This window comes from Bacillota bacterium (assembly GCA_024655925.1).
Classification (GTDB): domain Bacteria; phylum Bacillota; class DTU025; order DTU025; family JANLFS01; genus JANLFS01.
Genome location: JANLFS010000041.1, coordinates 1 through 26,330, shown reverse-complemented (window position 1 = coordinate 26,330; position 26,330 = coordinate 1). Strand labels below are relative to the sequence as shown.

The following is a 26,330-nucleotide window of genomic DNA, read 5'->3' as shown; positions in this document are numbered from 1 at the left end:
CCCGTGCTCACCGAACACGGAGACTGCTCCGAGAGTCGCCCGGATCGCGGAGACCAGTTCAACGCTGCAGCTGGGAATGAGAACAACTCCTCTCCCGGCGAGGTCAGCGAACCCGATGAATTCCGCAGTATGCCGATCCGAGAGGGAGAACCGCACGTCCACCACAGCATAGGTTTTCGGCCCCGGGTCCGTCCCGGGGTCAGAATACGGGCTCAGCAGGGACCCGGCCTTCGTGCACACCAGTTGCATCGAGGCGAACGTGCCCCGTGGGAAGGTGTAGTCGACGCCCACGACCACCTGGCATGCTGGATCATTGGATGACATTGGAAGGTTCGGAGCCGTCTCCAGCTCGTCCACATGGTCCGGGACCGTAACCGCCCCCTCGAACCACACGGCCGCCCCTCCGACCGTCCCAGCGGTGGCTAGCCCAAACTGGTGGACCCGACGGTATCTGGCACGCGGCTGCGGGAGACTCCCCGGCAAGGTTGGTGAAAGCCACGCCGCGGGATAATCGTCCCAGCCCCTGAAGTAGGCTGCGTACACGTTATGCCCGAGGAACATTGTCTCGGCTCGCGCCGCGAACTCGAGCCGTTCCAGGACCCCGGCGGGGCCGCCGTCTGGCGTCACCGGGACGATCTCGGGAGGAAGAGGTGCCGGGACGAAGTCCGTAATCAGAACGGCTGTCAGCGCCGAGCCACCGGGGAGGTAGCACGCCCCGAGGATGGCCGGGACCGGAATGCTCGCCGGGTTGAGGCCGACAAACGACATCAGGCTTCTGGGGTTTATGATCGAAGTGGGGTTGACCCCATCGGCGGTCCCCCAGTTGACCACCTGCCTGCCCAGGCGAAGATCGAGGTTCCCGATATGGGCGTCTATGTATGCCTGGCCCAGCTCGAGCGAGGCTTGAAGCTCAGGGCGGCAATCGGCCTCCGCCTTGAACTGGATCCGGTACGACACGCGCACCGCGGTGTCTCCCGAAAGCCAGAGGTCAACGTCGAATCCACTCGCGGCGACTTCTCGGATGTCGGTCAGATAGTGAAACCCGTACCCGACCGACCCCCCGAAGTCCGGCAGGGCGGCCAGGGTGGGGGATGCGGGCGCCAACAGCGCGGCGACGAGACAGATGGCCACGCATAGGGCTTTTCGGTGGCGGATCCTGGTGTGCACCTGGCATCACTCTTTCGTTGTATCTTGGGCGCCCTGCCTGCTACTTGCGCAGGTAGCGCAGGGTGAAAACTTCATCGGGGACTGGGTCGTCGCTTGTCTCCAGGATTCGTAGCGTGGTGACGCTCCCCGCCCCAGTGTCATGAAGCACAATCCTCTTGGGTTGCCACTTTCCCCTGGCGTTCTTCTCCAGCTCATGGAAGCTCATGACCCTGGTTGGCTTAGCCCCGCGGCTCTCGAACTCTATCCTGATAGGAAGGCTTCCCTCTTTCCAGACCGCCATCTTGACTGAGGAATAAGTGGCAGTCTCGGTCTTCGGAGTGAGTACGAGGGAGTAGCAGTCACGCCCGTCGACATGCTCGTCCAGCCGGAGCTCGGGATTGTAGCCGGACCACGTTCCGGAGGTTGCGGCTATCTCCTCGTAGGTGAAATCCGTTCCCATGAACTTGCCCTGCACGGCGCTGCCCGCTATCCGCCGTTCCCGACCCACTGCCGGTAGATAGATCCACATCTGGTCTTCTTGGCCGGGTGCGGTTATACTCAGGAACTTGGTACCCCGCACATCCGCAGGCGACTGAAACTCCACAAATTGCTTCGTGGTGCCGCGACCGTCGTCGGAGCGGTACACCGCTAGCCTCTGGATCTTGCTTTGCCGACCTTTCTCTACTGTCATCTCGATGACAGCCCGGCTGGATCCCGTGAGAGACGCCTGGCCCTGGATACTGTCGAGAATCTCCTGTGGTGTAGGTGCAGGGACTGCTTCGCGGGTGACTGCGAAAACCAGGGCGAGGACAGCCAGGGTCCCGATGATGGCTCGCATGCTGAACCTTCCTTTGGACACCTCCATCCGTTACTACCTCCTGTCTTGTCCTTCGCCCTGCCCATCCCGAACCGCCGCCCCTTCCACGAACAGCCGGTATACGTCCTCAGCGACTCCGTCCGGAGGTACCACGCTGCCGGCCATGATCCATTCGAACGCCACCGCGTGGATCATTCCCTGAAGGCCGAACGTGAGCAGGCGGGTATCTCCCGGACGGAACACGCCTTCGTCGATTCCGCAGGCGAACGAACTCTCGATAATGGCTGTGAGCTCTTCAGTCACCCGAGTCACACGCTCCTCGAGCTCGGTGGCCATGTGGCCAAGCTGGCCGTATAGGAGCGCCATGAACTCCTGGTTGTTCTCATAGAACACGAAGTGCACCCTTACGATTGCCCTGAGTCTCTCGAGCGCGCTTGGACCCTCTTCGGCGCTCCGTCTGATCAGGTTGATGAGCCTTGAGACTCGGTCCTCGATCAACGCCGCCAGCAGTTCATGCTTGCTCTTGAAGTACAAGTAGATAGTGCCTTTTGCCACGCCTGCATGGTCTGCTATGAGATCGACGGTGGCGTTGTGGAAACCCCTATCTGCGAAAACACGCTGAGCAGCGTCGAGAATAGGGCCGCGTTTGTCACCCGGTTGACTCTGCGTGGTCTGCACCCCAAACCCCTCCTGATACAGCCTTTCTCCGCACCGCAAGCAGGAGCGCCGGCAGAATGGTGAGCGAGCCGATGGAGGATATGATCATTGTCACTGCAACCAACCCTCCGAAATGGCGCAAAGGGGGGAAAACCGATAGGAGAAGGACCGCGAACCCGGCGGTAACAGCCAGGGCGTTGGTCATTATCGCCCGGCCGGTGTTGGCGATCGTGGCATGCATGGCCGCCTCTGGCGACATTCCCTGGCCCATTCCCTGGCGGAACCGGGAGTACACATGGATGCCGTAGTCGATCCCGATTCCTACGGCGATGCTGCTCACCAGAGCGGTCACGATGTCAAACGGGATCCCAGCCCAACCCATCATCCCGAAGTTCACCAGGATTGTCAGGGCGATGGGAACCAGACAGAGTGCGCTGTCCCGGGACCGCCCGAGCAGCAAGTACACGATCACGAAGACCGCTGCCAGGGCAAGGACCAGGCTTGCGGCTTGCCCTCTCACGATCAGGTCTACCATGCCCTGCTCAAGGAAGGGCATCCCGCTTATCTCGACCTTTCCCTCAAAGGTCAGGTTTTCGACACAATGTCCCTGGCCCTTCTCAGGACGTCCTGGCGTCGAGTGGAGTCTGCCGCATCGACCATCACTTGGATCCGCGCGCGTCGATTGTCCATGGTCAACATCTGCTCCAATGCCACATCCCCGGACATCGACACGAGCAGAAGGTACTGGGCAACGGCCTCCTTGGTGTCGGGTATGCGCTCGAAAGCAGGGTCATTGCCGTTAACCGCGACGGACGTCTGCTTCACGATATCTACGACGGATATGGCTCTGCCGAACCCGGGCGTTCGCTCGAACTCCTGCTGGGCCCGGTCCATGGCACGAAGTGTTCTGGGTTCCAGCACGTCCCCCTCAAGCACTATCTGGATGGTGTCCACGCCCCCGAACTTGGACCGGACCACCTCGAACGCCTGCCTGGGTGCACTGGCCTCAGGAAAGAAACTCAGGAAATTGGTGTCTATCCTCAAACGTGGAAGACCCGCAACAGAGACCGCCACAACCGCGAAAGTCAGACCGGCTGCAAGCCACCGCCTCCGTGCCACGAACCTGCCCACTCTCCCGAAGGATGCCGGCATCGGCTCAGAATCCCGTCCGGACGCAAGGCTGCGCGCAGCCCGCCTACTCAGAACCAGCCCTGAAGGGATGAATAACAGTGAGATCGCCAGTGCGCACCCAACACCGAACGCAGCGAGCAGGCCGAACTCGCGAATCCTGGGAATGCTGCTGAAGCCATTGGCCCCAAAGCCAGCCGCCGTGGTCACGCCAGCGAGGAGAATCGGGATCCCCACGAACTCGATCGTTCGCCCGACCGCATCCCGGACGGGCAGGCCTGATGCCCTCTCTTCGTAATACCGGTGCATGATGTGGATTCCGTAGGCGCTGCCCACACTGAGCATCAGCACAGGAAGTACCACGGTGACCTGGGTCATCGGCACGCCCAGGAATCCCATCAACCCCAGAGACCAGATGGTGCTGATCAGAACGGATGCGAGTGGGAGCAGAACCGCTTCCCACGCATGGAAACTCTAGTAGAGTATCGCCACGACGATCGCGGAGACGAGCGGAAAGAGCCTCGCAAGATCCAGCTTGAGGTAGTCATTGGCCGCGCGGATCAAGGTGGGCGTGCCAGCGAAGTGCGCGGTCAAGCCCGGTGCGACAGAGGCCACACATGCCTCCACATCCTCTGCCACCTTGCCGTCGTCGGCACCTTGCGCGAGCTGAACCACGGTCAACAGGTAGGTCCCATCCCTCGATACCAGGGTTCCGGAGGACTGCGGATTCGCCAGGACCTTCCGGCGGAAGGCCTCGACTTCCTCCTGCTCCCGGGGCAGTCCCTCGAGAATCGGCTTGACCTCGATACCCAAGTCCGTGCCAGCCACCTCAACCATGTCCGTCACGGAACGGACCTCCGCCACCCTCTCAACCTGCTCGAGTTCCCGAGCGACCCGGTCGAAGAGCGCAACGCCGTCCACGGTGAACACCTCGTTCCCCGGGACGGCGACCATTATGTAGTCCGAGCCCCCAAACGCTTCACTGACCTCGTCAAATGTCCTGCCCAGAGGGTCTGTCTCCGAGAAGAAATCACGCACACCCGACTTGACCGAGATCCTCGTGGCACCGAAGGAGAAAACAACGGTCAGAGCTGCGATGATCGCAATGACCGCGCCTGGATGCCGCTGGACCATTCTGGAGTTGAAGCCCATGGTATCCCGTCCACCGGCGCCCGCGGGGCACCCGTTACTGACTGAACGGTCAGTCAGTAACAAGTACATGCAGGGAACGGGAAAATGTTGAGGCTCATCGGGGCGTTCTTTGGGATCTTCTTTGCGTTCAGGGCTGAGGGGGAGGTTGCCCCACTGGGGATGACCGCCCCGCTAGGAGCGTCAGGGTCAACTCGTGTTCCAGCTTTAGGACATCGATGTTGTCCATAGGCCTCTCTAGCCTAGGTATGTTGATCTCGTGGGTACTCCGGACAACGGTAGGTTTGTCTGAGAGAACGTGCACGATGTCCGCAAGCAGGACCGCCTCACGGACATCGTGCGTCACATACAGCACGGTGCGAGGTGCGTCGGTCCAGAGCGCAAGGAAGTCACGGATCAGGTCAAGCTTGAGTCCCAGGTCCAAGGATTTGAAGGGCTCATCCATCAACAGGATCCTTGACGGATAGGCGAGTGCCCGCGCCATGGCAACCCTTTGCCGCTGGCCTCCGCTCAGGCGGCGCGGATAGATCTTTTCGTACCCCTTGAGACCCACGCGGTCCAGCCACATCTCTACTTCGGGCCCTATGGCTTCCCGGTCAAGCTTGTCTTTGAGCACGAACGCGACGTTTTGCGCCACAGTCATCCAGTCAAGTAGCCTTGGTTCCTGGAACAGATAGCTCATCTCCTTGCCAGCAAGCCCCAGAACCTGCCCTGAATCTGTCGGAACTACCCCCGCGATCACCGAGAGCAGAGTGGTCTTGCCACAGCCCGATGGGCCCAGCAAGGCAACTATCCGGTCTTTGGGGACATCCAAGGACAGTCCCGCAAGGACACTCAGGTCGCCGTATGACTTGCTTACGTTCCTGAGACTGAATTCCGCGTCCATTCTATCCCCTTCCACAAGGACGCCATGCCTTCCCTACTTCCAGCGGAATACGCGCTTCTGAACCGCGCCGTCAATGAGTCTGTCGAATGCAAGTCCGAGCGCGATCACCACGGCTGTCCAGGCGAAAACCTCCGACGTATTGAGGAACACTCTCGCCCTGTCCATCTGAGTTCCGATCCCCCACCGTGGGTTAGATATCACCTCAGCCGAAATCGTAGCCTTCCAGGTCAGGCCCAGACCTGCCGTGGCGCCGGCCGCAAGATACGGTAGGATCGCAGGAAGGTAGAGCTCTCTCAAGATCCTACCCTGCCTGACCCTGTACACCCTTGCCATCTGGACAAGCCGGACGTCTATGTCTCGGATCCCGTCGCGCACGTTTTGGGTCACCAGTGGGAACACCATGAGGAATGTGACGAACACCGGGACCGTATCTGACCTGAACCATATGAGGGCAAGCACCGTGACAGCCATGAAAGGTGTGCTCCTTATGGTCACAAGGAAGGGCCGGAACGCCGTGTCGAACCAGCTGTTCAGGCCGGTGGCGAGCCCCGCTGCTACGCCCACCGCATAGGAGATCCCGAACCCGGCAAGGCCTCTTATCATGGTAGCGGCAAGGTGCGTCCAGAACGGACGAGCCGCAGCCAGCTGAGTGAACACTCTCAGCGTGGACTCGGGGCCGGGCAGGAAGAGCTCGTTGCCTACCCACACTGCCGCGATCTTCCAGACGGCCAAAGCCCCGAGCACCGAAAGAAACCCGATGCTCAGGGCCTTTGCCTTTCCGCCTCTATTCGTTCCAGTAGAAACCTGCATCCGGAAGTTTGCCTCCAATTGACTGAGGATCGAAAGCAAGCAGCCTGGAGAGAAAGTGCTCGACTTCGCGCCCGGCCGTGGCCATGCCGGCAAACCTCAGGTTGCACCTGGGGATGGAGTCGCGAGCGGCCTCTCGGGAAATCTGGACGTGAGCCTCAGCGAGCGCGCCCGCCTGTTCGGGATGACTGACCACCCAGCTGCTGGAGGATTCGGCCAATTTCAGAAACTCTCTCACAATCCCGGGGTTGTCCCTGGCAAACTGAGTCCTCACCACCAGACAGCTCTGCGGGTAGGACTCCTTTCTGGACTCGATGCGCCTCCACTCTTCCTGATAGTCAAGGAGTATCCGTGCCGACGCGTTATTCCTCATCACTTCGGTGACCCACGGCTCGGGCAGAGCGGCAACCCTCACTCGCCCCGCAATCACAAGTTGCGCGAGCTCCACGGGGGACGAATAGTACTGGATTCGGACGTCCGCATCCGGGTTCAGGCCGTTCGCCTTGAGCACATACCTCAGGAGTATATCCGGTGTGGCGCCGCGGCCCGCCACGGCGATTTCCTTGCCCCTGAGACCCTTCCAATCCGCTATCGATGAGTCAGAGCCCACCACGTACGTGACTCCCCAGTTAGTGATGGCGGCTATCTGAACAGGCACACCGCGGTTGTAGAGCAACGCTGCGGTATTGGTGGGTAACGCAGCCACGTCGGCTTCACCGGAAACCAGCCTTGAGACCACTACGTCCGGGCTCTTGGCTACCGTGTAGGTGGCTGCTATACCCGGTCCGATATTGGGATTGTCCTCGAGTATCTTCACAAGTGAAAGCCCGGTCGTCCCCGAGAGGACCATTACATTCAGCTTGACATCACCCGGCCTCGCCAGTGCAACCGAGTAGGCCAACAAAGGCAGGACGGCCGCGAGAACCAAGAGTCGCCTAATCATCTTGAGTGCCTCCTATCCCCTTCCTGGTCAAGGCCGCCCTCACGCTCACACCGGGGAGCGAACCCAGCTGGCCTGTGAGCGTGTTGATGTCATCGGTGGTCCCGTCCACGAGCAGGGCTATGACGGCCACGTTCTGCTCTCTCTGTGGAATCCCCATACGGCCGATTATGATGTCCCCCGCTTGGCTGATGAAGTCGTTCAACCTCTGCTGAACCGCCTTGGGGTTCTCGACCACCACTCCTATGACACCTACGCGTTTCCCGTCCATCTTCACGCACCCCCGCCCCAAAACAAGGGCCTATCCTGACGATAGGCCGGGCTGCGCGGTTCGCGCGTCTGCTGAGTGAGTCCCTTTGCTTCAGGCTGAGCCTTGGCCTCAGGTAAGTGTTTTGCGCCCTTTGGAGGGAGGTGCCCCTCACTCCGCAGAGCATGGTTTCGGGTACATTCTAATCCAGGATACCCGGTCGTGCAACCCGATACCCTCCATTAGGCTGAGCTCCGCATTTTCCCTGAGTCTCAACAAGTGATCGATAAACAGAGGCGTAGTTTCTGCACATCGCCCTGTAGAAACTGAGATTCTCTGGCCGGGGCTTGTTGACACCTGCAACATGGACGTACTTGTCAACCTCTTCAATGCTGGAAAGGTGCCCCAGGGACAGCATCCCGATCAGCGCGGCGCCCCATGCTGACGCATCTCCCTGCCATGAGGTGTACATCTCCCTGCCGAAGAAGTCGCATGTTGTCTGAACCCACTCGGGTGACGAGACAAACCCGCCCGTGACTACGATCCGGACACCCTCTTCGTCATTCACCAGACAGCTGAAGGCTGTGTGCAGTCTGTACGCTATTCCCTCTACCAAGGCCCTCACAAGGTCTGTCCGTCTGGTTCCGAAGCCGATGCCGAACACCGCCCCTCGGAGACGAGGATTCAGGTTCGGGCTCCGCTCTCCGCCCAGAAACGGCAAGAACAGAAGTCCGTTGGCTCCCGGCGGAGTCGATGACAGGATTTCGTTGATGTGGTGGTAAGGGTCGAGCCCCTGAGTCCTGGCCCTGGAAACCTCCTCCTCAAAGAACTCCTTGACCAGCCAGCTGAATGAGGCGCCAGCATCCTGCACCAGGGTGCCGTGAAGCCACTTCTTCTCAGCCAGATAATAGCACCAGGTCTCACCTTTTGAGGTATGGGCGGGCTTGTCTGTGAGACGCCTTATGGCGGCGCCTGTTCCCACCGTGAGACTGACCCCGGTCCTGCTCACACCCACCGTGCCAAGATGGGCGAGCGCGCCGTCGGCGGCTCCCACCACCAGGACAGCATGGTCGGGAAGCCCAAGCCTGGTTCTGACGTCGGCCTTGATCTGTGGCAGAGCGGTCACCGGTTCTACAAGCGGCGACAGCATCTCTTCCGGCAAACCCAGGTGCGTCATGAGCTCGGTGTCCCACTCCATCGCTTCCAGGTTCAGCAGGCCGGTGCCGGAGGCAACCGACAGGTCCACCACGTACTCCCCCGTCCACTGCCTGATGACGTACTCCTTGATGGAAATCAACCGCCGGATGCGGCTGAATACGTCGGGCATCTCTGCACGAAGCCAGGCGATGCGCGAAGGGAAGTACATGGGATGGATGGAGCACCCAGTTCTCTGCCTTACCGCTCTGGAGTCCAGCTCCTTCTGAAGCCGCTCACTATGGGTGACGCTGCGGGTATCCGCCCACGTTATGAGGGGAGTGACAGGTTCGTCTCGCTCGTCCACGCCTATCAGGCTGTGAAAGACTGTGCACAGGACGACGCCGAGGATGGAGTCGCGCGAGAGCCCGGACTGCGCAATAGAGTCAGCCACAGTGTGATCCACGGCGGCGCTTACTGATCTTACGTCCTGCTCGGCAGCATCCTGAGAAGTGTAGTCAGTCTGATAAGACTGCTCTGAACGCGCCAAGACCTTTCCATCGAAGTCGTACACCAAGGACCGGCAATGTGTAGTTCCAATGTCGACCGCCACGATGTGCCCGTTCATACTGGTTGTGGACTCTCCCGTCATGCATCTTCTAGGAGGGACCTTCCTCCCCCGTCCGGAAACACGATACTGTGTCTGCCTCCACAGTTCAGCTCTGAGGCTCAAGCCGGCCTCAGAACGTGATCACTACCTTGGACACCGTTGGATCTCCCGATTCTACCAGGGCAAAAGCCTCGGCTATGTCCTTGAAGGGGACTCTGTGTGAGATGACCGGTGCAAGGTCTATCTCACTCTCCCCAATCATTGCAGTGACCGCATCGAACTGAGAATTGCTCATCCTGGATCCAAGCACGTCCAGTTCTTTCTTGAGGATCGCAAGAGCTCTCGCCCCGGCATCTCTGGGGGCCAGCCCCAGCACTACGACTTTTCCGCCACGGCGTACGACGTCGAGGGCCCCGTCCAGGGCAGCCTGGTTCCCTACTGCCTCTATGGATATGGCGGCGCCGTCTCCGCCAGTCTGGCGCATTATCGCCTCTTGTGGGTCCTCGGTCTCGAAGTTGATGACCATATCGGCTCCCATCTGTCTCGCGAGCTCTAGACGCTGCGGGATCCTGTCTATTACGGCAGTGGTAGCCCCCCGGGTCTTGGCGATTATCGCCGCCGCAATTCCAATGGGTCCGGCTCCGAAGATCGCCACGAAGTCTCCTGGCGACGTATTGGCCCTTGCATTGGCTTGAGCCCCGATAGACAAGGGCTCAGCGAAAGCCGCATACCAGAAAGGGATGGTCTTGTCTATGACATAGACGCGGCCAACATCCGCCGCCAAGTAATCCGCAAACCCGCCGTTCACGTGAACCCCGAGGACCTTGAGGTCGTTGCAGACGTTGGGCCTGCCGCGCTTGCACGGGGGACACTGCCCACAACTGATGCTCGGATCTACGACTACATGATCACCCGGCTTGACCCGGTCAATACCGGGAGGCACTTGGACGACCTCCCCCGCTATCTCGTGCCCGAGCACACACGGGTAGTGCATGGATGGTTGGAGTCCGTGGTAGGCGTGAATGTCCGACCCGCAAATCCCAACAGCCCTCGGCCTTACGATCACCTGACCCGGCCCCAGCTCAGGTTCTGGTACCTCAGAGACCCTCACATCCCCTGGGGAGAACAGCACAAATCCCTGCATGGTAACCCTCCATCACTATGAGTCCTTCAGGCAGCGCCGGACGCGTCAGCGGGCAGTCCAACCCCCGTCGACCAGTATGGTCTGGCCTATTACCATTCTGGAGGCGTCCGAGGCAAGGTACACCACCGCCCCACACATATCGATCGGTTCCGCTATCCTGCGGGCCGGAGTGTTATCTATCACGAACTTGCGGAAACTCTCATCCTTGAGGACCTGCCAGGCAAGTTTGGTCCTTGTGTAGCTAGGCGCCACCGCGTTCACGTTGAGTCCGTAAGGAGCCCATTCAACCCCCAGGATTCTGGTCATATGAACCACAGCCGCCTTGCTGGCACCATATACTGCTCGTCCCGGTATTGAGGCGAAAGCCAGATGTGATACTATGTTTATGACCTTACCGTAGTGGCGTTTCACCATTTGTCTTGCCACCGCCTGAGTAAGGAAGAACGTGGCCCGGGTATTGAGGTTCATCGTGTTCTCCCACTGCTCTCTAGTGACCTCCAAAGCAGGCGAAGGATGGCTTGTGCCCGCCACGTTGACGAGGATGTCCACTTGGCCAAAACGGTTCACGGGAGCCTCCGCTATCTCAGGTAGCGCGGACAGGTCAGCGACATCTCTGACAAGGTAATCCGCCTCTCCGCCAGTCCGGCGAATCTCCTCGCAGACCTCAGCGAGCTCAGACTGAGTCCTGCTCACAAGGAAGACTTTGCTTCCCATGTCAGAGAGGGCACGGGCCATCGCCGCACCGAGGCCTCTTCCGGCCCCACTGATCATGGCTACCCTTCCTTCCAGACTGAACAGGTCCCGGATCCGCGGGGTTTCCGAATCACTCATAGAACAACCCTCCAAGATGATCTTCACTCCCGGGCCTTCCTCGCTCTTCGTATCATGCCGGCGACCACAGGCCCGAGAACCATCACGGCAAGGCTGGCGGCGAGCACGGCCGAAATCGGTCTTGTGAAGAACGGAGCAAGAGAGTAGCGTCCCGCGTACATCGCCCGCCTGAAGCTCAGGTCAGCCAGCGGCCCGAGGATGATGCCGAGCGCGAGGGGTGCGGAAGGAATCTTGAGTCTCCTCATCACAAGTCCCAGGAGGCCGAACGCAAGCATGGTGTAGACATCAAACATGCGGATGCTGATCGCATATGACCCCACTACAGACAGCACTATCACAACAGGCATTACCGCGCCTACCGGGGCTTCCAGCACCTTGGTGATGAGACGAGTCAGTCCCATCCCCTGAAGCTGAATGAAGATGTTGGTGATTAGGAGTGCCGCAGCTATGAACCCCACCATGCCTGGGGTATCGAAGAAGAACGTGGGACCTGGCCTCAATCCGTGCAGTCTCATGGCGCCGATGATCACTGCAGTGACAGCACAGCCCGGTATGCCCAGTGTGAGCAGGGGAATGAAGACTCCACTCGTGGCAGCGTTGTTCGCCGTCTCACTGGCAATGAGTCCTTCATAGCTCCCGTGGCCGAACTCCTCAGGGTGCTTGCTGGCCCGTTTCGCAGCTCCGTAGGCAGTCCACGAAGCTATGTCAGGCCCCACGCCGGGAATTGCTCCTATCAGCGTGCCAATTGCAGCGGACCTAACGAATAGGCTCCATTTGGATGCGACCATGCGGAAGCTCCGGACGGCCATCTCAACCGCGCTCTCTCGTTTGGCGCCGGTTTCCCTTATGAGATGAGTCGCGGGGTTCATAATCGCATCAGCCGCCTCAGCAAACCCGAAGAGCCCTATCATGGCAGGGACCAGGGATATCCCACCGATGAGGTTCTGGTATCCGAATATGAACCTTGGGTATCCGTGTATCTCGTCCATTCCCACATACGAGACGAACAGGCCGATCAGGCCGGCTATAAGGCCTTTCACGAACGATGTGGTAGTCAGGTTGGCGGATATCGCTATTCCGAACATAGCCAGCCAGAAGTACTCCCACACCCCGAACTTCAAAGACAACGCCGCAATGAGGGGCGTTGCGAAAACGAGGGCCGCCAACCCCACTATGCCTCCGGATGCTGAGACAGTGGTGGCCAGTATGGATGCGTATGCTCCCTCGCCCCGTTTGGCTAGTGGAAACCCGTCGAGCGCAGTCGCAGCAGAAGACGGAGTCCCTGGCACATTGAGAAGGATCGCCGACCTTGAACCTCCATATATGGCTCCCAAGTACACCGAGATCAGCACGGCAAGGGCAGACGTGGAAGACAGACTGTAAGTCAGCGATACGAGGAGCGACACCGCCATTGTGGCCGTAAGCCCCGGCAGAGCGCCGACCATGATGCCGAGTAGACATCCAAAGAAGAGGTATGCCAGGGATGCAGGTGCAAAGGCAGCACCTACCATCCCGAATGCCTCGAACACTGACAATCCCCCCTGTTGACGGACGGGTATTCCGCGTGCTAGGGCAGAGGCAGCATCAAAACGTATCGGAAAGCTGAGTATACCCCTGCAGTAACGGCAACCGAGAGAACCAGTGCTGTCAGCGGCTTCAGGCGGCCGTATGCTGAGGTAGTCGCGAACAAGAACAGAAGCGTGGATAGAGTGAACTTCAGCCAGGGCATGAGCACCAAGATGTAGATCAAGCTCAACACGACAATGCTCAGAAACCGGACACACATCACTCGGCCTTCCCGGAAAGGCCTGATGAAAACATCGAGCTCATCCCTGATGTTGGCTCGCCGGAGCTTCAGCGCGGATTCCGCGGCCCATATCAGGCTGCACACTGTTAGCGCCACCGCGACTATGAGGGGGAATGCCCCGGACCCTGTCCAGAACCTGTCCGCGAGAGGCATGCGCACGGACACAACCCCAAGGTAAATGTTTGCCGCGGCGAGTACTGTGGCCACGACCAGCTCTATGATAAGCATGTAAGCCACCTCTCGAGCAGCAGGGAACGCTCAGGCGCATCCCTACATACCTGTGTGCGAAAAAGGGGCGGTTCGGACGCCGCCGGAAGCCGCCCCGCCGTGACGAAGTATGGGCATAGCCCAACGTTATGGCCTGGGTATACCGAATTCGGCCGGAGATATGGGTGCGATCTGGAGATCGTAAAGCAGCCACGCGTTGACTGATGTGCTCTTCGCAACGTAATCTGCCGCTGCGGGCCCTGTCAGTCCAACCAAGGCGAAGTAACTGTCTTTCACGAACTTAGTGAACTCTGGGGTGGAAACGGCATAGTCGTATGCCTTCTGCGCTTTCTCCAATATGGCGGCTGGCGTGTCCTTCGGATAAGACATGCCCACCCAGCCTCCGAAGGGGAGGAACTCGGCCAACTGGGGATAAGACTTCGCTATAGACTGGATTATGCCGTATCCAGGGACCTCAACGTCCTCCGCTCCCCAGAAGCCCAGGACTCTGAGTTTCTTGCCCATTATGAGATCTATCGCCTCAGGAAGCCCACACGCTCCGACGTCCACTTCTTTCTTCATGGCTGAGACTGCGGCAGGGTTGCCCCCACCCATGGGGACGAGCTGCGGAGGTTTGGTGCCCAGCACGTTGGAGAACAGCATGATGGCTCTGGTCCAAGCGCATCCGCGTGCAGCCACAGACACCGTTATCTGCCGCTTCATCATGTCAGCCACCATGTCCTGGATCGTCTTGTATGGGGAATCCGGATGGACCACGAACACAGCTGGGACAGCGACAGCGACCCCGAGAACGTGCCAGTCTTTGTAGGTCGACTTGTACTGGTCCATGACAGCGATACTGGTAATGTCGGTGGGCTGCGTCAATAGAGTGTAACCGTCATGGGGAGCATCCCAGACGAACTTGTGCCCGACAGCAGTAGCGGCTCCTGCCATGTTGGTGGCAGCCATGGGGACTCCGAGAACCTTCTCCATGTGAGGTTTGAGCGCACGGGCGACGAGGTCTGTGGCTCCGCCTGGAGCAAACGGTATGATGAGTGTAATCGGGCGCTTCGGCCAATCGGTGGATGCACCGACCAGGCCGGTACTGGCAAGGCAGATCATGAGAGCCAGCGAAGCCAGCATGATGAACCTACCGAGAGTCCTGCATCGCATGGTCTTTACCCCCTTGAACGCTTGATTGATCTGAAGTCCAACGCGTGATTGCAGCCAAGGTCAGGTCGATGCTGAGACTGCATGTGAGTCTACCCTGTGATCCGGCCAACACCCCCTTCTGCCTGCCACCGTCAACTGCACGATTGTCCTCTTCGATACTCCAAGGCCTCAGGATTCACAGCGGATGTGATCTCCACTCCCTGGATCAGGTTCACAGCAGTCCTGATCGCACAGTCTTCCATGGCTTCCAGTGTGTCTAACGTGTACGCCCCCACGTGAGGGCTGGCCACTACACGTGGATGTCCGACAAGTCCGTCGAAGTCTGGCGGTTCGTGCTCGAAGACGTCAAGCCCAGCCCCGGCAATACTTCCTCTTTCCAGTGCATCGAGGAGGTCCCGCTCGTCCACTATTCCTCCGCGGGCTGTGTTGATGAGGAACGCCGTGGGTTTCATCAGGTCGAGCTGAGGTGCCCGGATCATTCCCCGGGTCCCGTCTGTCAACGGAACGTGAACTGAGACGAAATCAGCAGTCCTAAGAAGGTCTTCCAGAGGAACGTAACAGCCTCCGCACTCCTGAACAAACTCTGCGGATGGGAAAGAGTCGTATCCGAGGATCCTCATGTTCAGCCCGGAGCAGAATCTTGCCAGTGTACGACCTATGGCCCCAGTGCCGATAATCCCCAGAGTGCGCCCGTGGATTGGGTACCCTATCGTCCGCTCCCAACTCCGCGCCTTCATCGACGCGTCGTACCGAGGGATCATCCGCGCACACGAGAGAATCATCGCGAGCGCGAACTCAGCCACTGCCTCGGTGTTCAGGCCCGGAAGCCTGCCCACCAGCACCCCTCTCTTAGTGCATTCCGAGATGTCGATATTGTCCACACCGACCCCGAACTTCACCACGGAAGCGATACCCGGGACCTTCTCCAGGAACGCCCCTCCGATCTTGTCGGTACCTACTATGGCCGCATCGAAGCCGTCACAGGTTGTGGGAATCTCGTCGATTCGAGCTGCGCTGACCTCGTGTCCGGCCTCTCTTATCTTCTGTAAAGCCTTCTCGCGCCTGCCTTGACCAGCACCGAAGGACTTGCTCAACACGAGAATCCTGTAAGCCAAGCTGTCAACACTTCCTCCGGGCTCTGCACAATCCGACCAGTACGGGCCGGATGCAGCCCTTTAGCATTCTACAGCAGACCCATTGCCTCCAAGGCGGCCCGCACTTTGCTCCGGACATCCTCTTCTGTGGGGAGGAAGGGGCTTCGCACCACGCCGGCATCAACGCCCCTCATCTTCAGGATGTCGTGGCATATGGCGATTGTCGGGCCCAGCTTTATGGTGTCGCGGATGGCAAGAATCAGGTACTGAAGAGATGTCGCTTCCTCGTATCTTCCATCAACCACTGCGGAGTAGAGCGCTTTCACCTTTTCGGGGTAGACATTGGCCACACCGGACACGCATCCAGCGGCCCCGGCCATCAGGGCAGGGTACATAATGGCCTCTGTTCCGACTATCAACCGGAAATCCGGGTCTTCAATGGCGCTGGCGAATTTGTAGAACTGGACCATATCGAAGGACGAATCCTTTAGACCTGACAATCCGTAAGAAGCTAGCTCTTTGATCAGCCCGGCACTCAGCGGGTTCCCAGAGGTCTTGGGGTTGTTGTAAGCGTAGACAGGTATGTCAACTGCGTCTATGAGTGCCTTGTAGTAGGCTTTCAGTTCTGACTGCGTGTAGTTGTAGTAGTAAGGCGCGATGCTGGCCACTGCGTCGGCCCCGGCAACCTCCGCGTGCTTGGCCAGTTCCACAGCACTCTCGGTGTCCGCGATGCCCACCTGGACAATCACCGGGACTCTGCCCGCGACATGTTGGATGAAGATCTCCGCGGCTCGTTTTCGCTGGCCCACTGTCATTATGAGACCTGAGCCGTAAGTACCACAGATGAACAGACCATCCACGTTCGGCAGCAGAAAGTCAACTGTGTCTCTGATACCCTTCTCGTAGACCTCTCCCGTTGGTGTAAAGGCCGTGATGGTGGGCGGGATAACCCCTCCTATAGCCTTCTTCCCGAGTCGAGCTGCCATATTGACTCTGACCCCCTTGTCGTCTTGGCCCTGGTGGGCGCTATTGCTGTTCAGCGTGGTCCCGACTGTCTGTAGTGCTCTCCTGGATGTCACGCTGTACCGCTCTGAGATGATCAAGCATCAGTGTGAACGCCGCCTCCGCATCTCTGTTTTCAACAGCGGCTAAGATCTTGTCGTGGTATTCGATGGCAGACTGCAAGGCGCTGGGGATGAATATCGTGGTCTCCATAGCCTCGAGAAGCATGTTTTGTATGCTCCTCTCCACCTGATAGAGAATGGAGTTCCTGGATGCCTTGCACAGTGCCAGGTGAAACTCCAGATCGTGCTTTGAGACTTCAGCAGTGTCGCCTTTGGCGAGCGCTTTCCTCATTTCGCTGAGCTCGTGCCTGAGACCGGCTATATCATCATCCTGGACCCTCTGGGCAGCAAGCCTGGCGGCGGTTGACTCGATGGCCTGACGGGTCTCGAGCAATTCCACCATGAGGCTGCTCTGTGCAGGAGATATGAAGCGGAGAGGTTGCGATACCAGCCTGGCGTTGATGTCTTCCCTGATGAATGTTCCATCTCCGTGCTTTATCTTGATGACTCCCATTAGCTCCAAGCCTTTGAGAGCCTCCCTCAGAGTCGCACGGCTCACACCGAGTTGTGACGAGAGTTCCCTCTCTGCAGGCAACCTATCGCCTGGTTTGAGGTCCCCCCGGGCGACCAGCTCCTGTAGCTGCGCAACAACGTCATCGTAGAGAGTGACTTTGGAGGCTTGTCGTAACATGAAGACTCCTCTCTTCAACATGCAAATAGAGGATCAACATATCATCTAGTGATCTAATGGTATGACCTCTATTTCTACACTGTGAATCCGATTCCTGCAAGCCGCATCGTCTTTTTTTGAAGTGACGCGCCTCTGTTCATCTGGTCTGGCAGGATCCCTAGTGCCAGCCGCGAAATGTGCACCGGTCCAGACGGAACTGGAATTTGGAGGGAAGGGTCCGGTAGGACCTGGCGGGACCAGCAATGCAGCCTGCCAGGAGAATGGAGGCTAGCGTAACATGAGCGAGCTAGATCTGAGGCGGGAGTTGAAGCACTTGTTCAGCCCGTCTCCGCGGGCGTTTGAGCTGGTGGATGTGCCTGAGCTGAACATGCTCATGATTGATGGCGCGGGGAGCCCTGAGGGACAGAGATTCCAGGATGCCGTCCAGGCACTCTACTCCGTTGCGTACACCCTTAAGTTTTCTATCAAGAAGAGCCACGGCATCCAGTACCAAGTCATGCCCTTGGAGGGTCTTTGGTGGACGGATGAGGAGGGTCTCGACCTGGAGCAGCGTGAAGACTGGCTCTGGACCTTGATGATCATACAGCCCGAGTTCATAACCTCCGAAATGGTGGGCGCCGCAATGCAGCAGGCGAGGCAGAAGAAAGGCCCGGCGAGCCTGGATGGGGTGAGGCTCGAGCGTTTCCACGAGCGATTGTGCGTACAAACCATGCACATCGGGCCCTATTCCGCAGAGGCCCCGACAATAGCCCGGATGCACGAGTTCATGGAGGCGAACGGATACCGGCCTCGAGGCAGGCATCACGAAATCTATCTCGGGGATCCCAGGCGGGCCGCACCGGAGAAGCTCAAGACGGTACTGAGGCACGCCGTGGAGTGCATGTGAGTGCGCCTCCGCTACTTGCAGAGATCACACCCTATCAGCTGGGCGCACTTCCCCGCCAGAGGCATGAAGAGAGGTTCCCCGTACTTGTCCACCCCGAAACGGGAGATGAGCGCCTGGGTCTTCGGGGCTATCAGGAATTCCGCAAACCTGTGTCCGAGTTCGCAATGGGTTCCCGGCAGCTTATCGGGGTTGATGGTCATCACGGAGTACGGGTTTATCAGGTCAGGATCTCCTTCGAACACCACCTGGAGTGACAGGGCCTTGCGGTTCGCCAGATAGGTTCCGCGATCTACGAGAGCGTAGGCCTGCATCTCATCGGCCATCCGAAGGACTTCACCCATTCCGGTCCCGGCGGAGATGTACCACCTCCGGGACTTGAGCGACGCGGGGTCGATGGATACTCCTTCCCACAGGGAAAGCTCCTTCTTGTGCGTCCCCGAATTGTCTCCCCGGCTGATGAAGAGCGCGCTCCCGGAAGCAAGGCGGCTTATTGCTTCGTCCAGAGAGGTGGACAATCGGAGTCCCGCTGGGTCACGGCCCGGCCCGACGATCACGTAATCGTTGTACATGACGCACCAGTGGCCGCGCCCGTACCCCTCTGCCATGAACCTGGCCTCGTCTGGTCTGGAATGAACCAGGACCACGTCAGCATCTCCCCGCCTCGCCGTCGCCAGCGCCTGCCCCGTGCCAAGGGCCACTATGTCCACTTCTATCCCAGTCTCAGCCCTGAAGATGGGGATGAGGTGATCCAGGATCCCACTGTCCTGCGCACTCGTGGTAGTCGCAAGGATGATGCGACGGGCCGGGGGTCTGGCATCCACAGATGCGGCAGGCGGGGTGGTGACAGACCACACGCCTGCCAAGATGAGGGCAACTAGAGAGAACCTCACGACCAGGCGGATCCTGCGGCGTCGGGAGATTGAGAGCTGAGATTTCACAGTTACACCCTCCCTAGAAAACATTACCAGGGCGCGAACGGAGGAGAACGCGCCCTGGTGGGGCATGCCCGAAGGGCCGCATCTCCTTTCCAAACACGGGAGGCACGGGGGTTTCCCTCCGCACCCTCGCCCGCCTGACTGGCGAGCACGGCCGGGGGCCATGGCGCAATGCGCTTTGGGCCGCTCGGCTCGGAGACAACATATTCAGTTGCGCCTGGTTGCCCTCATTCTACCACCTGCGGAGGTTTTGTGCAACGGGGATGGCCAGATGGCGGCCAGATGCGTGCTGGGGATGCCGTCAGGAGCGCTTCTACGTCAGCCCCAGTCCCTTCATGTACGCCGTCACAGAATCGCTGTAGAATACAGGGTCGACTCTCTCCGCAATATCCGCCGACACCTCCAGGAAGTCGCGCTTGTTTTCGATTGGGATCAGAGCGCGCCGGGCTCCGTTATCCATGGCTGTCCTGAGCAACACGTTATTCGCCAGAAGGTCGGTGGTTTCAACGCGGAAGGTCTACGCCCGCGCGATTACCATCTCCCACACAGGAAAACCGGGCTCCCTGCCGAAACACCTTACACAGCAGACGGAAAGCCGCACACCAAGCTCTCGGAGGTGTTCCTCTTTGAAGTGCCCTTCCTTCGTCATCCGTCCTGACAACGCCGCCGTGCTCTCCGTTGACCACCAGGACAAGGTCCTCGAGCACGTGCAGGACCACGAGACCGTGTTGTCCCAGGCTGTCAACTTGGTGAAAGTCGCTCGCCTTGCCGGGGTGGCAGTCATGAAAATCGAACACTGCCCGGACAAACTGGGCCCGACCAACCGGGTTCTCGCGGAGGCCATGGGCCCCGTCCCGGCCTACCCCAAGGTCACGTGGAGCGCCTTCCGCAACTCTGAGATCGAGGCGGCAGTCTCCGCTCTGGGCGTGAGGCAGTTGATCATCTTCGGAGTGGAGTGCCACATATGCGTGTGCCAGACGACCCTGGATGCCCTGGACCTGGGTTATCAGGTATTCGTGGTGGCAGACGCTGCTTCATCCATAAAACCCATGGACCGGGATATCGCGCTCGCCCGGGTGCGGGCCGCCGGGGCCTATGTGACCACAGCCCAGGCCGCAGCATTTGAGCTCATTGAGCGCGCGGACACCGACCTGTTCCGGCGCGCGCATCCCATCCTGAAGCTCATGTAGGCCGGAGCAATAGCTCCTCGGGGCGCGTGCCGGGATCCCCACACGCGGGCATTCCTGGAAGGCATGGTGTATCAGGATGCGTCTTCTGACCAAACTCACGATCTTCGTGGTCTTCCTCGTCCTGATACCGACCCTCATCAACTTCGGGCTCAACCAGCGGATAGTCCGCGGTGAGCTTGAGCGAGAGTTCGCCAACACACTTCGGGTCGCAGCAAACGGGGTGTGCCTCGCCTTCTCCTCGCTCGAGGAGGAGCTCGTGAACCAGGCGGGGCTCCAGGCGGGGTTGGATTACCTCAGACTGGCCACGAGGGACCGGCTCCCGGGGGTCGTCGCCTACTACATCGGCCGTCTCCGTAGGGAGCACGGGTTCGACCGAGTGGAAGTCCACGACCTCGGAGGGCGGTTGCTTGCCGTGAATGATGATCCGGACCCACCTGCCCCCGGCCTGTTCATTCCCGCGCCAGTCGGGAACGGAGAGCGGACGTTCTTCGCGGAGGATCCTGTAACTGGCGATACCTACCTCGCGGGCATGACGCCGATCGCGGACAGGGAGGGCTCAACAGTCGGGTATGTTACTATCGCCCGGCTGGTAGACCAGGGGTTCATGGAACACTACGCCTCTCTGGTCAACGCCGACCTCGCGCTCTTCATCAGAGGGCAGTTCAAAGTCGGGACAACCCCGCCTTTCGACTTGACTTCCGCCGGCGCGCTGGAGATCCCACCCGGCGGAGCTGCGGGATCCGCCATCTCAGTCACCCAATTGCCTATCGGAAACGACAGGTACGATCTCATACTCCAGCCAATCGTCCGAGGGCGGGAGATTTGGGGTTACATGGCCACCGCAATCTCCCGCCACCAGCTAGAAGCGAGCCTGGGCAAGGTGGGGCGAAACCTGCTGTTAAGCTCAATCCTCGTTATCCTCCTCGGCCTTGGTGGCGCGATCTTCCTGGTAAGTGACGTGAAGCGCTCGATCTTCGGGCTCGAGCCCGAGGAAATGGGTCGAGTGTTCAGCGAGCGGAATGCCATACTCCAGTCCACGCATGAGGCCATCGTCGCCGTCAACTCCGAAGGGCACGTAACCCTGATCAACCCTTCGGCCAAGCGCTTGCTGAACTGCGGAGACGAGATCGTGGGCCGCCGCGTCTCTGAGGTCGTACCTGATTCACTACTCGAAAGCGCGCTTAGGGGTGAGGCCGCCCAGTTTGATGTGCAGCAGACCATAGGGGAGACGATGGTCCTGGCGAATGTAGTTCCTATTGTGGATGGGCCTAAGGTAGTCGGGGCGGTAGCGACCTTACGAGACCGCACCGAGTTCCAGAAGACCGCAGAGGAGTTCACAGCGGTCAAGAGCTACATCGCTGCGCTGCGCGCCCAGACTCACGAATTCATGAACAAACTCCACACCATCGCAGGCCTGATCCAGCTCGGACGGCACGAGCAAGCCCTGATTCTCTGCCACCAAACCGCCGAAGGGCACCAGGATTTCATCGAGTTTCTCAGGCGTGGGTTTGCGAGCCCCGCCGTGTCAGGCCTGCTCCTGGGCAAGTTCAACCGGGCCAAGGAACTGGGCGTGACCTTCGAGTTCGACCGCTCGAGCGGGATACCACCCGGGACACACGAGAGGGTGCGTGACTCGGACCTAGTCTGTATCCTCGGCAACCTCGTGGAGAACGCTTTCGATGCAGTGGTCTCGTCGGGACGGGCGGACAAGATAGTTGGCATCAAGATCATCGTAATCTCGCCCGACTCCAAGTCAGGTCCCGATGAGTTGGAAATCGAAGTCCGAGACAACGGTGTCGGGATTCCCGAATCCTACCTTCCACGCATCTTCGAGAGAGGGTTCACTACCAAGAGCGGGTTGAACAAGGGATTGGGGCTCGCCCTGGTCCACGAGATAGTCAAGAGCTACGGGGGTACGGTGGAGGTCGCCGGGAACGGCTGGACCCGGTTCGTCGTCCGGCTGCCGCTCCGTAACAACCACCAGGGAGGGATGGCGAGTTGAAGGAGATTGGCGTCCTGATCGTCGAAGATGATCCCATGGTGATCGAGATCAACACCCAGTTCTTGCGGGATGCCCCAGGGTACTCGCTTCTCGGCGCAGCGCGCACTGCAGCGGATGCCGTCTCCATGGTAGAGAGACTCAGGCCCAATCTGATCCTCTTGGATGTCTACCTTCCCGACGCGAGCGGGGTGGAACTCCTCCACAGGATCCGCCAGGCCCAACTGGATCTGGACGTCATCATGGTGACCGCGGCAAAAGAGGTCCCGGTGGTGCAGGACACCCTCCGCCTCGGAATCCGAGATTACCTGGTCAAGCCCTACTACCGGGAGCGGTTCCTGAAGGCCCTGGCCGACTACAGGGAGTACTTCGAGAGCCTGCTTGGAATACAGGCGTGCGAGCAGCGGACCATCGACCAGATTCTGAAGAGCGGAGCCAACACCTTGCCGGACTCTCACCCGCTCCACCCTTCTTCCGCGATCCCTCCGGATATGGCCAGGCGGCTACCGAAAGGGCTCACCCCTCACACCCTCGGCACCATCCTCAGACTCGTCCAGGCATCTGCAGACCGGGGAGTCCTGATCGAGGATGTCGCAGAGAGCACCGGGATATCCCCAGCGACCATCCGCCGGTACCTCAACTTCATGCTCGATGAAGGAATGGCCAGGTTCGTCCCGGTCTACGGAGGCCCGGGACGACCCACTTACCGGTACTACCCCCACCGGTGGCGTTAATGAGGTTTATGAGACAAATGGTGTTTTCTAGGATTTGAGATCTGCCGGGGAGAAATCTCCGGCGTGTTGTCATGACCTTCGCAGGGTCGTTCCGGGGGTGAGGGTTCGTGGGCAAGAGACGACCGCTGGTCATCCGGGCTCTCGACTTGACCGCATGGGCGAGCGAGAATGTCTCCGCCGTCTTCCTCGGAATCATGACAGTCGTCATCACCTGGCAGGTGTTCTCGAGAAAAGTGTTGAGCGCTGCACCCTACTGGTCCGAGGAACTTGCCATCATCCTGATGGTCTGGTTCGGGCTACTGGGGTCCGCTGTCGGGGTCCGAAAAGGGACCCACATCGCCCTCGAGTTCTTCATGTCCCTTTTCCCACCCCGGGTGAGGCAGGTCAACCAGATCGTGCTCGACCTTCTCGTCTTGGCATTCTCGGTGTTTCTCATGGTTGAAGGTGTCGAACTGGTCCGGGTGTCGCGCACCATCACCATGCCTGCGCTCAAGATCTCCCAGAGTCTTGTGTACATGGTCATTCCAGTCATCGGCGTGCTCATATGCCTCTATACCCTGGAGTCTCTCGCCCGTGACATCCTCGCGCTCCGAAAGGAGGCGAAGTAGAAGCGGTGGACCAGACTGTCGCCATCTGGATACTGCTGGGGTCGTTCTTTCTTCTGGCCTTGATCAGAATGCCCATATCCCTCGCGCTCGGGGTGTCGAGCATCCTGACCGCGCTCTACCTTCGCCTGCCTCTGGTGGTGATAGCGCAGCGGATGGCGGGCGGCATCTCTTCCTTTCCCCTCATGGCCATCCCATTCTTCATCCTGGCTGGCCAGCTGATGACCGAGGGCAAGCTCGTGGACAGACTGGTGGACCTCGCCAACGTATTTGTGGGCCGGATCCGCGGCGGCCTCGGGATGATAAACGCGGTGGACAGTATGTTCTTCGGTGGGATCTCGGGTTCAGCCGTGGCGGATGTGTCATCCCTGGGGCCGATTCTCATCCCCGCTATGGTCAGGAAAGGCTACCACCTGGATTTCAGCATTGCGCTGACTGTCACCACGGCAGTGCAGGCGGTCCTCATACCACCGTCTCACAATGCAATAATCTACTCCCTTGCGGCCGGGGGAGTATCAGTAGGCCGGTTGTTTCTAGGGGGCATGATACCAGGCATTTTGCTCGGGCTGTCTTTTATCGGGGCCAACTACGTGATGGCCGTAGTCCACGATTACCCCCGTGAGGACCCGATCCCTTTCAGACGGGCTGTCCAGATCGTGGGACACGGCCTGCTGACGCTGATGGTGGCAGTGATCATCATGGGCGGGATCGTCACCGGCATCTTCACTGCCACCGAGTCCGCTGCGATCGCCGCGGTCTATGCGGCCATCCTGTGCTTTCTGGTCTACCGGGACGTCCCCATATCCCACCTTGGAAAGGTCCTTCGAGGGGCCGTTGGAACGGTGTCAATGGTCTTCCTTCTGATCGCAACCTCGTCCGCGTTTGGATGGCTCCTCGCCTATCTTCAGGTTCCGGCGAAGATCGCCGCGTGGCTCTTGGGCCTCACATCGAACCGGTACCTGCTCCTGGCCCTGATAAATGTGTTTCTCCTGTTCCTCGGGTGCGTGATGGACATGGCGCCAGCCATCGTCATCGTAACCCCGATCCTGCTTCCCGTGGTTGTCAGAATGGGGATCGACCCTGTCCATTTCGGGATCATACTCCTTCTGAACCTCGGGATCGGGCTCTGCACCCCTCCCGTGGGCAACGCCCTTTTCGTGGGATGCGCGATCGGCGGCGCAAGGATGGAGCAGGTCGTCCAGGCGCTTCTGATTTGTTACATACCGATGCTCGTGGTCCTGATACTCGTGACCTACTATCCTCCGATCGTGATGTGGGTTCCTAACCTTGTTATGCCCAGGTAGGCGCGACCGGTGGGCCCACGCGGGCCCTCAAATATAACCAAGAGGAGGTAAAACCCATGAGGAAACGGGCTCTTCTTCTTCTAGTGGTGGGAGTCGTCGGGCTTCTCTTCGCCCAGACGGCTACCTCGGCCACGCGCGTCTTTCGCCTCGCCGAGGTTCACCCTGACGGATACCCGACGACCGAAGGTGACAAGTACTTCGCCAAGCTCGTCAACGAGAGGTCCGGCGGCAGGTTGAAAATCGAGGTATACTTCGGCGGCACCCTCGGCCCAGAGAAAGACACGATGGAAATGACGAAGATGGGCGCGATCGACGCAGTCAGGACGTCCTGCTCGCCCCTGGTGGAGATGTACGCCCCGATCGGCGTCTTCTCCATGCCCTACCTCTTCCGTGACGAGGCTCACATGTGGAAAGTCCTCAACGGCGAGGTGGGCCAGCACTTCCTGAAGGCTGTCGAGAGCGCCGGTTTCGTGGGCCTCACCTACTACGACTCGGGCGCACGGCACTTCTACACCAAGAAGCTAGTGAAGTCCCCGGCCGACCTTCGCGGCATGAAGATCCGCGTGCAGCAGTCCAGTGTCATGCTTGACCTAGTCAACTCGATGGGCGCCTCGGCAGTGCCGATGGCCTTCAACGAGGTCTACTCCGCTCTTCAGACCGGCGTTATCGACGGTGCTGAGAACAACTCCCCCAGCTACCTCACGACCAGCCACTACGAGGTCGCCAAGTTCTACGCGCTCGACGGGCACACCCGCATACCCGAGGTGATACTGTTCAGCAAGAGGATATGGGATACGCTTCCCCCAGCCGACCAGGCCCTCATCAGACAGGCCGCCCTCGACTCCACGGCCTTCCAGCGGGAAGCATGGAAGAAGTTCGAGGATGAGGCCCTGGCCAAAGTGAAGGCATCAGGCTGCACCATAACCGAGGTTAACATCTCTGAGTTCCAGAAAGCAGTCGAGTCCATGTATGCCAAGTACCCGCAGTATTCTGAGTGGGTGGAAAAGATCCGCGCAGTGAAGTAGCGTCCGCGGCGTATTCACAGACAGTCCACAGCTGGAGCGTGCTCGCGCGCGTGTCCGACCACACCAGGGCGGGGGATATCCCCCGCCCTGGTGTGTGTGTCCAATGCCGAGGTCCTCCGT

Annotated in this window: 26 protein-coding genes, 1 pseudogene and 1 riboswitch; of the genes and pseudogenes, 7 read left to right on the top strand and 20 right to left on the bottom strand. The window is 59.5% G+C overall.

All coding sequences use genetic code 11. The annotated features are described in order from the left end of the window. From NUW23_08060 to NUW23_07975, 18 genes and pseudogenes are all read right to left on the bottom strand, one after another. A partial coding sequence (locus tag NUW23_08060) for a hypothetical protein (protein MCR4426125.1) occupies positions 1-1,167 on the bottom strand: 1,167 nt, incomplete at its 3' end. Positions 1,168-1,207: 40 nt separating this feature from the next. Continuing rightward, positions 1,208-2,011, bottom strand: a complete 804-nt coding sequence (locus tag NUW23_08055; protein MCR4426124.1) for an outer membrane lipoprotein-sorting protein — start codon at positions 2,009-2,011, stop codon at positions 1,208-1,210. A gap of 6 nt (positions 2,012-2,017) precedes the next feature. Beyond that, positions 2,018-2,641: a TetR/AcrR family transcriptional regulator gene (locus tag NUW23_08050; GenBank protein MCR4426123.1), complete on the bottom strand. Its 624-nt coding sequence runs from the start codon at positions 2,639-2,641 to the stop codon at positions 2,018-2,020. Further along, on the bottom strand, positions 2,613-3,185 hold the full coding sequence (locus tag NUW23_08045) for an efflux RND transporter permease subunit (protein ID MCR4426122.1): 573 nt from the start codon (positions 3,183-3,185) through the stop codon (positions 2,613-2,615). Before NUW23_08045 ends, NUW23_08050 begins: the two co-directional genes overlap by 29 nt. 20 nt (positions 3,186-3,205) lie before the next feature. Continuing rightward, positions 3,206-4,882 (bottom strand): annotated as a pseudogene (locus tag NUW23_08040) (MMPL family transporter). A 145-nt stretch (positions 4,883-5,027) separates the two neighbouring features. Then, entirely contained in the window at positions 5,028-5,783 is a 756-nt protein-coding gene (locus NUW23_08035; GenBank protein ID MCR4426121.1) for an ATP-binding cassette domain-containing protein, read from the bottom strand. A gap of 33 nt (positions 5,784-5,816) precedes the next feature. Further along, on the bottom strand, positions 5,817-6,593 hold the full coding sequence (locus NUW23_08030) for an ABC transporter permease (GenBank protein MCR4426120.1): 777 nt from the start codon (positions 6,591-6,593) through the stop codon (positions 5,817-5,819). Further along, a complete protein-coding gene (locus tag NUW23_08025) occupies positions 6,568-7,533 on the bottom strand; it encodes an ABC transporter substrate-binding protein (GenBank protein MCR4426119.1) in 966 nt (321 codons plus the stop codon). Before NUW23_08025 ends, NUW23_08030 begins: the two co-directional genes overlap by 26 nt. Next, positions 7,526-7,801: an iron-only hydrogenase system regulator gene (locus NUW23_08020; GenBank protein MCR4426118.1), complete on the bottom strand. Its 276-nt coding sequence runs from the start codon at positions 7,799-7,801 to the stop codon at positions 7,526-7,528. The genes NUW23_08025 and NUW23_08020 overlap by 8 nt, the downstream gene beginning before the upstream one ends. Before the next feature lie 178 nt (positions 7,802-7,979). After that, positions 7,980-9,539 carry a gluconokinase gene (locus tag NUW23_08015; protein ID MCR4426117.1) on the bottom strand — a complete coding sequence of 520 codons (1,560 nt, stop codon included), beginning with the start codon at positions 9,537-9,539 and terminating at the stop codon, positions 7,980-7,982. Positions 9,540-9,651: 112 nt separating this feature from the next. After that, positions 9,652-10,665: an alcohol dehydrogenase catalytic domain-containing protein gene (locus NUW23_08010; protein ID MCR4426116.1), complete on the bottom strand. Its 1,014-nt coding sequence runs from the start codon at positions 10,663-10,665 to the stop codon at positions 9,652-9,654. A 45-nt stretch (positions 10,666-10,710) separates the two neighbouring features. Next, the gene (locus NUW23_08005) at positions 10,711-11,496 is read right to left on the bottom strand and encodes a glucose 1-dehydrogenase (protein ID MCR4426115.1); all 786 of its coding nucleotides are present in this window, start codon (positions 11,494-11,496) and stop codon (positions 10,711-10,713) included. 23 nt (positions 11,497-11,519) lie between these two features. Continuing rightward, positions 11,520-13,025, bottom strand: a complete 1,506-nt coding sequence (locus NUW23_08000) for a tripartite tricarboxylate transporter permease (protein MCR4426114.1) — start codon at positions 13,023-13,025, stop codon at positions 11,520-11,522. Between the two features lie 38 nt (positions 13,026-13,063). After that, the gene (locus tag NUW23_07995; GenBank protein MCR4426113.1) at positions 13,064-13,531 is read right to left on the bottom strand and encodes a tripartite tricarboxylate transporter TctB family protein; all 468 of its coding nucleotides are present in this window, start codon (positions 13,529-13,531) and stop codon (positions 13,064-13,066) included. 126 nt (positions 13,532-13,657) lie between these two features. Then, complete coding sequence (locus NUW23_07990) at positions 13,658-14,683, bottom strand: tripartite tricarboxylate transporter substrate binding protein (protein MCR4426112.1); 1,026 nt, start codon at positions 14,681-14,683, stop codon at positions 13,658-13,660. A 131-nt stretch (positions 14,684-14,814) separates the two neighbouring features. Then, a complete protein-coding gene (locus NUW23_07985; protein MCR4426111.1) occupies positions 14,815-15,798 on the bottom strand; it encodes a phosphoglycerate dehydrogenase in 984 nt (327 codons plus the stop codon). 68 nt (positions 15,799-15,866) lie between these two features. Continuing rightward, entirely contained in the window at positions 15,867-16,763 is an 897-nt protein-coding gene (locus NUW23_07980; GenBank protein MCR4426110.1) for a dihydrodipicolinate synthase family protein, read from the bottom strand. Between the two features lie 40 nt (positions 16,764-16,803). Beyond that, positions 16,804-17,532 (bottom strand): FadR family transcriptional regulator, encoded by a 729-nt coding sequence (locus tag NUW23_07975; GenBank protein ID MCR4426109.1) that lies wholly within the window; start codon positions 17,530-17,532, stop codon positions 16,804-16,806. Between the two features lie 277 nt (positions 17,533-17,809). Here NUW23_07975 and NUW23_07970 point away from each other — a divergent pair, with 277 nt between their 5' ends. Continuing rightward, on the top strand, positions 17,810-18,418 hold the full coding sequence (locus NUW23_07970) for a GyrI-like domain-containing protein (protein MCR4426108.1): 609 nt from the start codon (positions 17,810-17,812) through the stop codon (positions 18,416-18,418). 11 nt (positions 18,419-18,429) lie between these two features. On the opposite strand, the gene NUW23_07965 is transcribed toward NUW23_07970, so the two are convergent. Both NUW23_07965 and NUW23_07960 read right to left on the bottom strand, forming a co-directional pair. Beyond that, a complete protein-coding gene (locus tag NUW23_07965; GenBank protein ID MCR4426107.1) occupies positions 18,430-19,356 on the bottom strand; it encodes a substrate-binding domain-containing protein in 927 nt (308 codons plus the stop codon). 66 nt (positions 19,357-19,422) lie between these two features. Continuing rightward, positions 19,423-19,563: riboswitch (molybdenum cofactor riboswitch) on the bottom strand. Positions 19,564-19,666: 103 nt separating this feature from the next. Then, positions 19,667-19,828: a hypothetical protein gene (locus tag NUW23_07960; protein ID MCR4426106.1), complete on the bottom strand. Its 162-nt coding sequence runs from the start codon at positions 19,826-19,828 to the stop codon at positions 19,667-19,669. A 151-nt stretch (positions 19,829-19,979) separates the two neighbouring features. On the opposite strand from NUW23_07960, the gene NUW23_07955 reads away from it, so the two are divergent. From NUW23_07955 to NUW23_07930, 6 genes are all read left to right on the top strand, one after another. Then, positions 19,980-20,543, top strand: a complete 564-nt coding sequence (locus NUW23_07955) for an isochorismatase family protein (protein ID MCR4426105.1) — start codon at positions 19,980-19,982, stop codon at positions 20,541-20,543. 76 nt (positions 20,544-20,619) lie between these two features. Continuing rightward, entirely contained in the window at positions 20,620-22,545 is a 1,926-nt protein-coding gene (locus NUW23_07950; GenBank protein MCR4426104.1) for an ATP-binding protein, read from the top strand. Next, on the top strand, positions 22,542-23,276 hold the full coding sequence (locus tag NUW23_07945) for a response regulator (protein MCR4426103.1): 735 nt from the start codon (positions 22,542-22,544) through the stop codon (positions 23,274-23,276). Before NUW23_07950 ends, NUW23_07945 begins: the two co-directional genes overlap by 4 nt. Before the next feature lie 107 nt (positions 23,277-23,383). Further along, entirely contained in the window at positions 23,384-23,884 is a 501-nt protein-coding gene (locus tag NUW23_07940) for a TRAP transporter small permease (protein MCR4426102.1), read from the top strand. Positions 23,885-23,889: 5 nt separating this feature from the next. After that, entirely contained in the window at positions 23,890-25,185 is a 1,296-nt protein-coding gene (locus NUW23_07935; protein ID MCR4426101.1) for a TRAP transporter large permease, read from the top strand. Positions 25,186-25,241: 56 nt separating this feature from the next. Continuing rightward, positions 25,242-26,210, top strand: coding sequence for a TRAP transporter substrate-binding protein (locus NUW23_07930; GenBank protein MCR4426100.1), 969 nt, complete (start codon positions 25,242-25,244; stop codon positions 26,208-26,210). Positions 26,211-26,330: the final 120 nt, after the last annotated feature.

Excerpts from the sequence above, each read along its gene's own strand:
- NUW23_08055 (MCR4426124.1), bottom strand. The coding sequence starts at position 2,011 with ATGGAGGTGTCCAAAGGAAGGTTCAGCATGCGAGCCATCATCGGGACC.
- NUW23_08035 (MCR4426121.1), bottom strand. The coding sequence starts at position 5,783 with ATGGACGCGGAATTCAGTCTCAGGAACGTAAGCAAGTCATACGGCGAC.
- NUW23_08030 (MCR4426120.1), bottom strand. The coding sequence starts at position 6,593 with ATGCAGGTTTCTACTGGAACGAATAGAGGCGGAAAGGCAAAGGCCCTG.
- NUW23_08025 (MCR4426119.1), bottom strand. The coding sequence starts at position 7,533 with ATGATTAGGCGACTCTTGGTTCTCGCGGCCGTCCTGCCTTTGTTGGCC.
- NUW23_08020 (MCR4426118.1), bottom strand. The coding sequence starts at position 7,801 with ATGGACGGGAAACGCGTAGGTGTCATAGGAGTGGTGGTCGAGAACCCC.
- NUW23_08015 (MCR4426117.1), bottom strand. The coding sequence starts at position 9,539 with ATGAACGGGCACATCGTGGCGGTCGACATTGGAACTACACATTGCCGG.
- NUW23_08010 (MCR4426116.1), bottom strand. The coding sequence starts at position 10,665 with ATGCAGGGATTTGTGCTGTTCTCCCCAGGGGATGTGAGGGTCTCTGAG.
- NUW23_08005 (MCR4426115.1), bottom strand. The coding sequence starts at position 11,496 with ATGAGTGATTCGGAAACCCCGCGGATCCGGGACCTGTTCAGTCTGGAA.
- NUW23_07995 (MCR4426113.1), bottom strand. The coding sequence starts at position 13,531 with ATGCTTATCATAGAGCTGGTCGTGGCCACAGTACTCGCCGCGGCAAAC.
- NUW23_07990 (MCR4426112.1), bottom strand. The coding sequence starts at position 14,683 with ATGCGATGCAGGACTCTCGGTAGGTTCATCATGCTGGCTTCGCTGGCT.
- NUW23_07980 (MCR4426110.1), bottom strand. The coding sequence starts at position 16,763 with ATGGCAGCTCGACTCGGGAAGAAGGCTATAGGAGGGGTTATCCCGCCC.
- NUW23_07975 (MCR4426109.1), bottom strand. The coding sequence starts at position 17,532 with ATGTTACGACAAGCCTCCAAAGTCACTCTCTACGATGACGTTGTTGCG.
- NUW23_07970 (MCR4426108.1), top strand. The coding sequence starts at position 17,810 with ATGAGCGAGCTAGATCTGAGGCGGGAGTTGAAGCACTTGTTCAGCCCG.
- NUW23_07950 (MCR4426104.1), top strand. The coding sequence starts at position 20,620 with ATGCGTCTTCTGACCAAACTCACGATCTTCGTGGTCTTCCTCGTCCTG.
- NUW23_07930 (MCR4426100.1), top strand. The coding sequence starts at position 25,242 with ATGAGGAAACGGGCTCTTCTTCTTCTAGTGGTGGGAGTCGTCGGGCTT.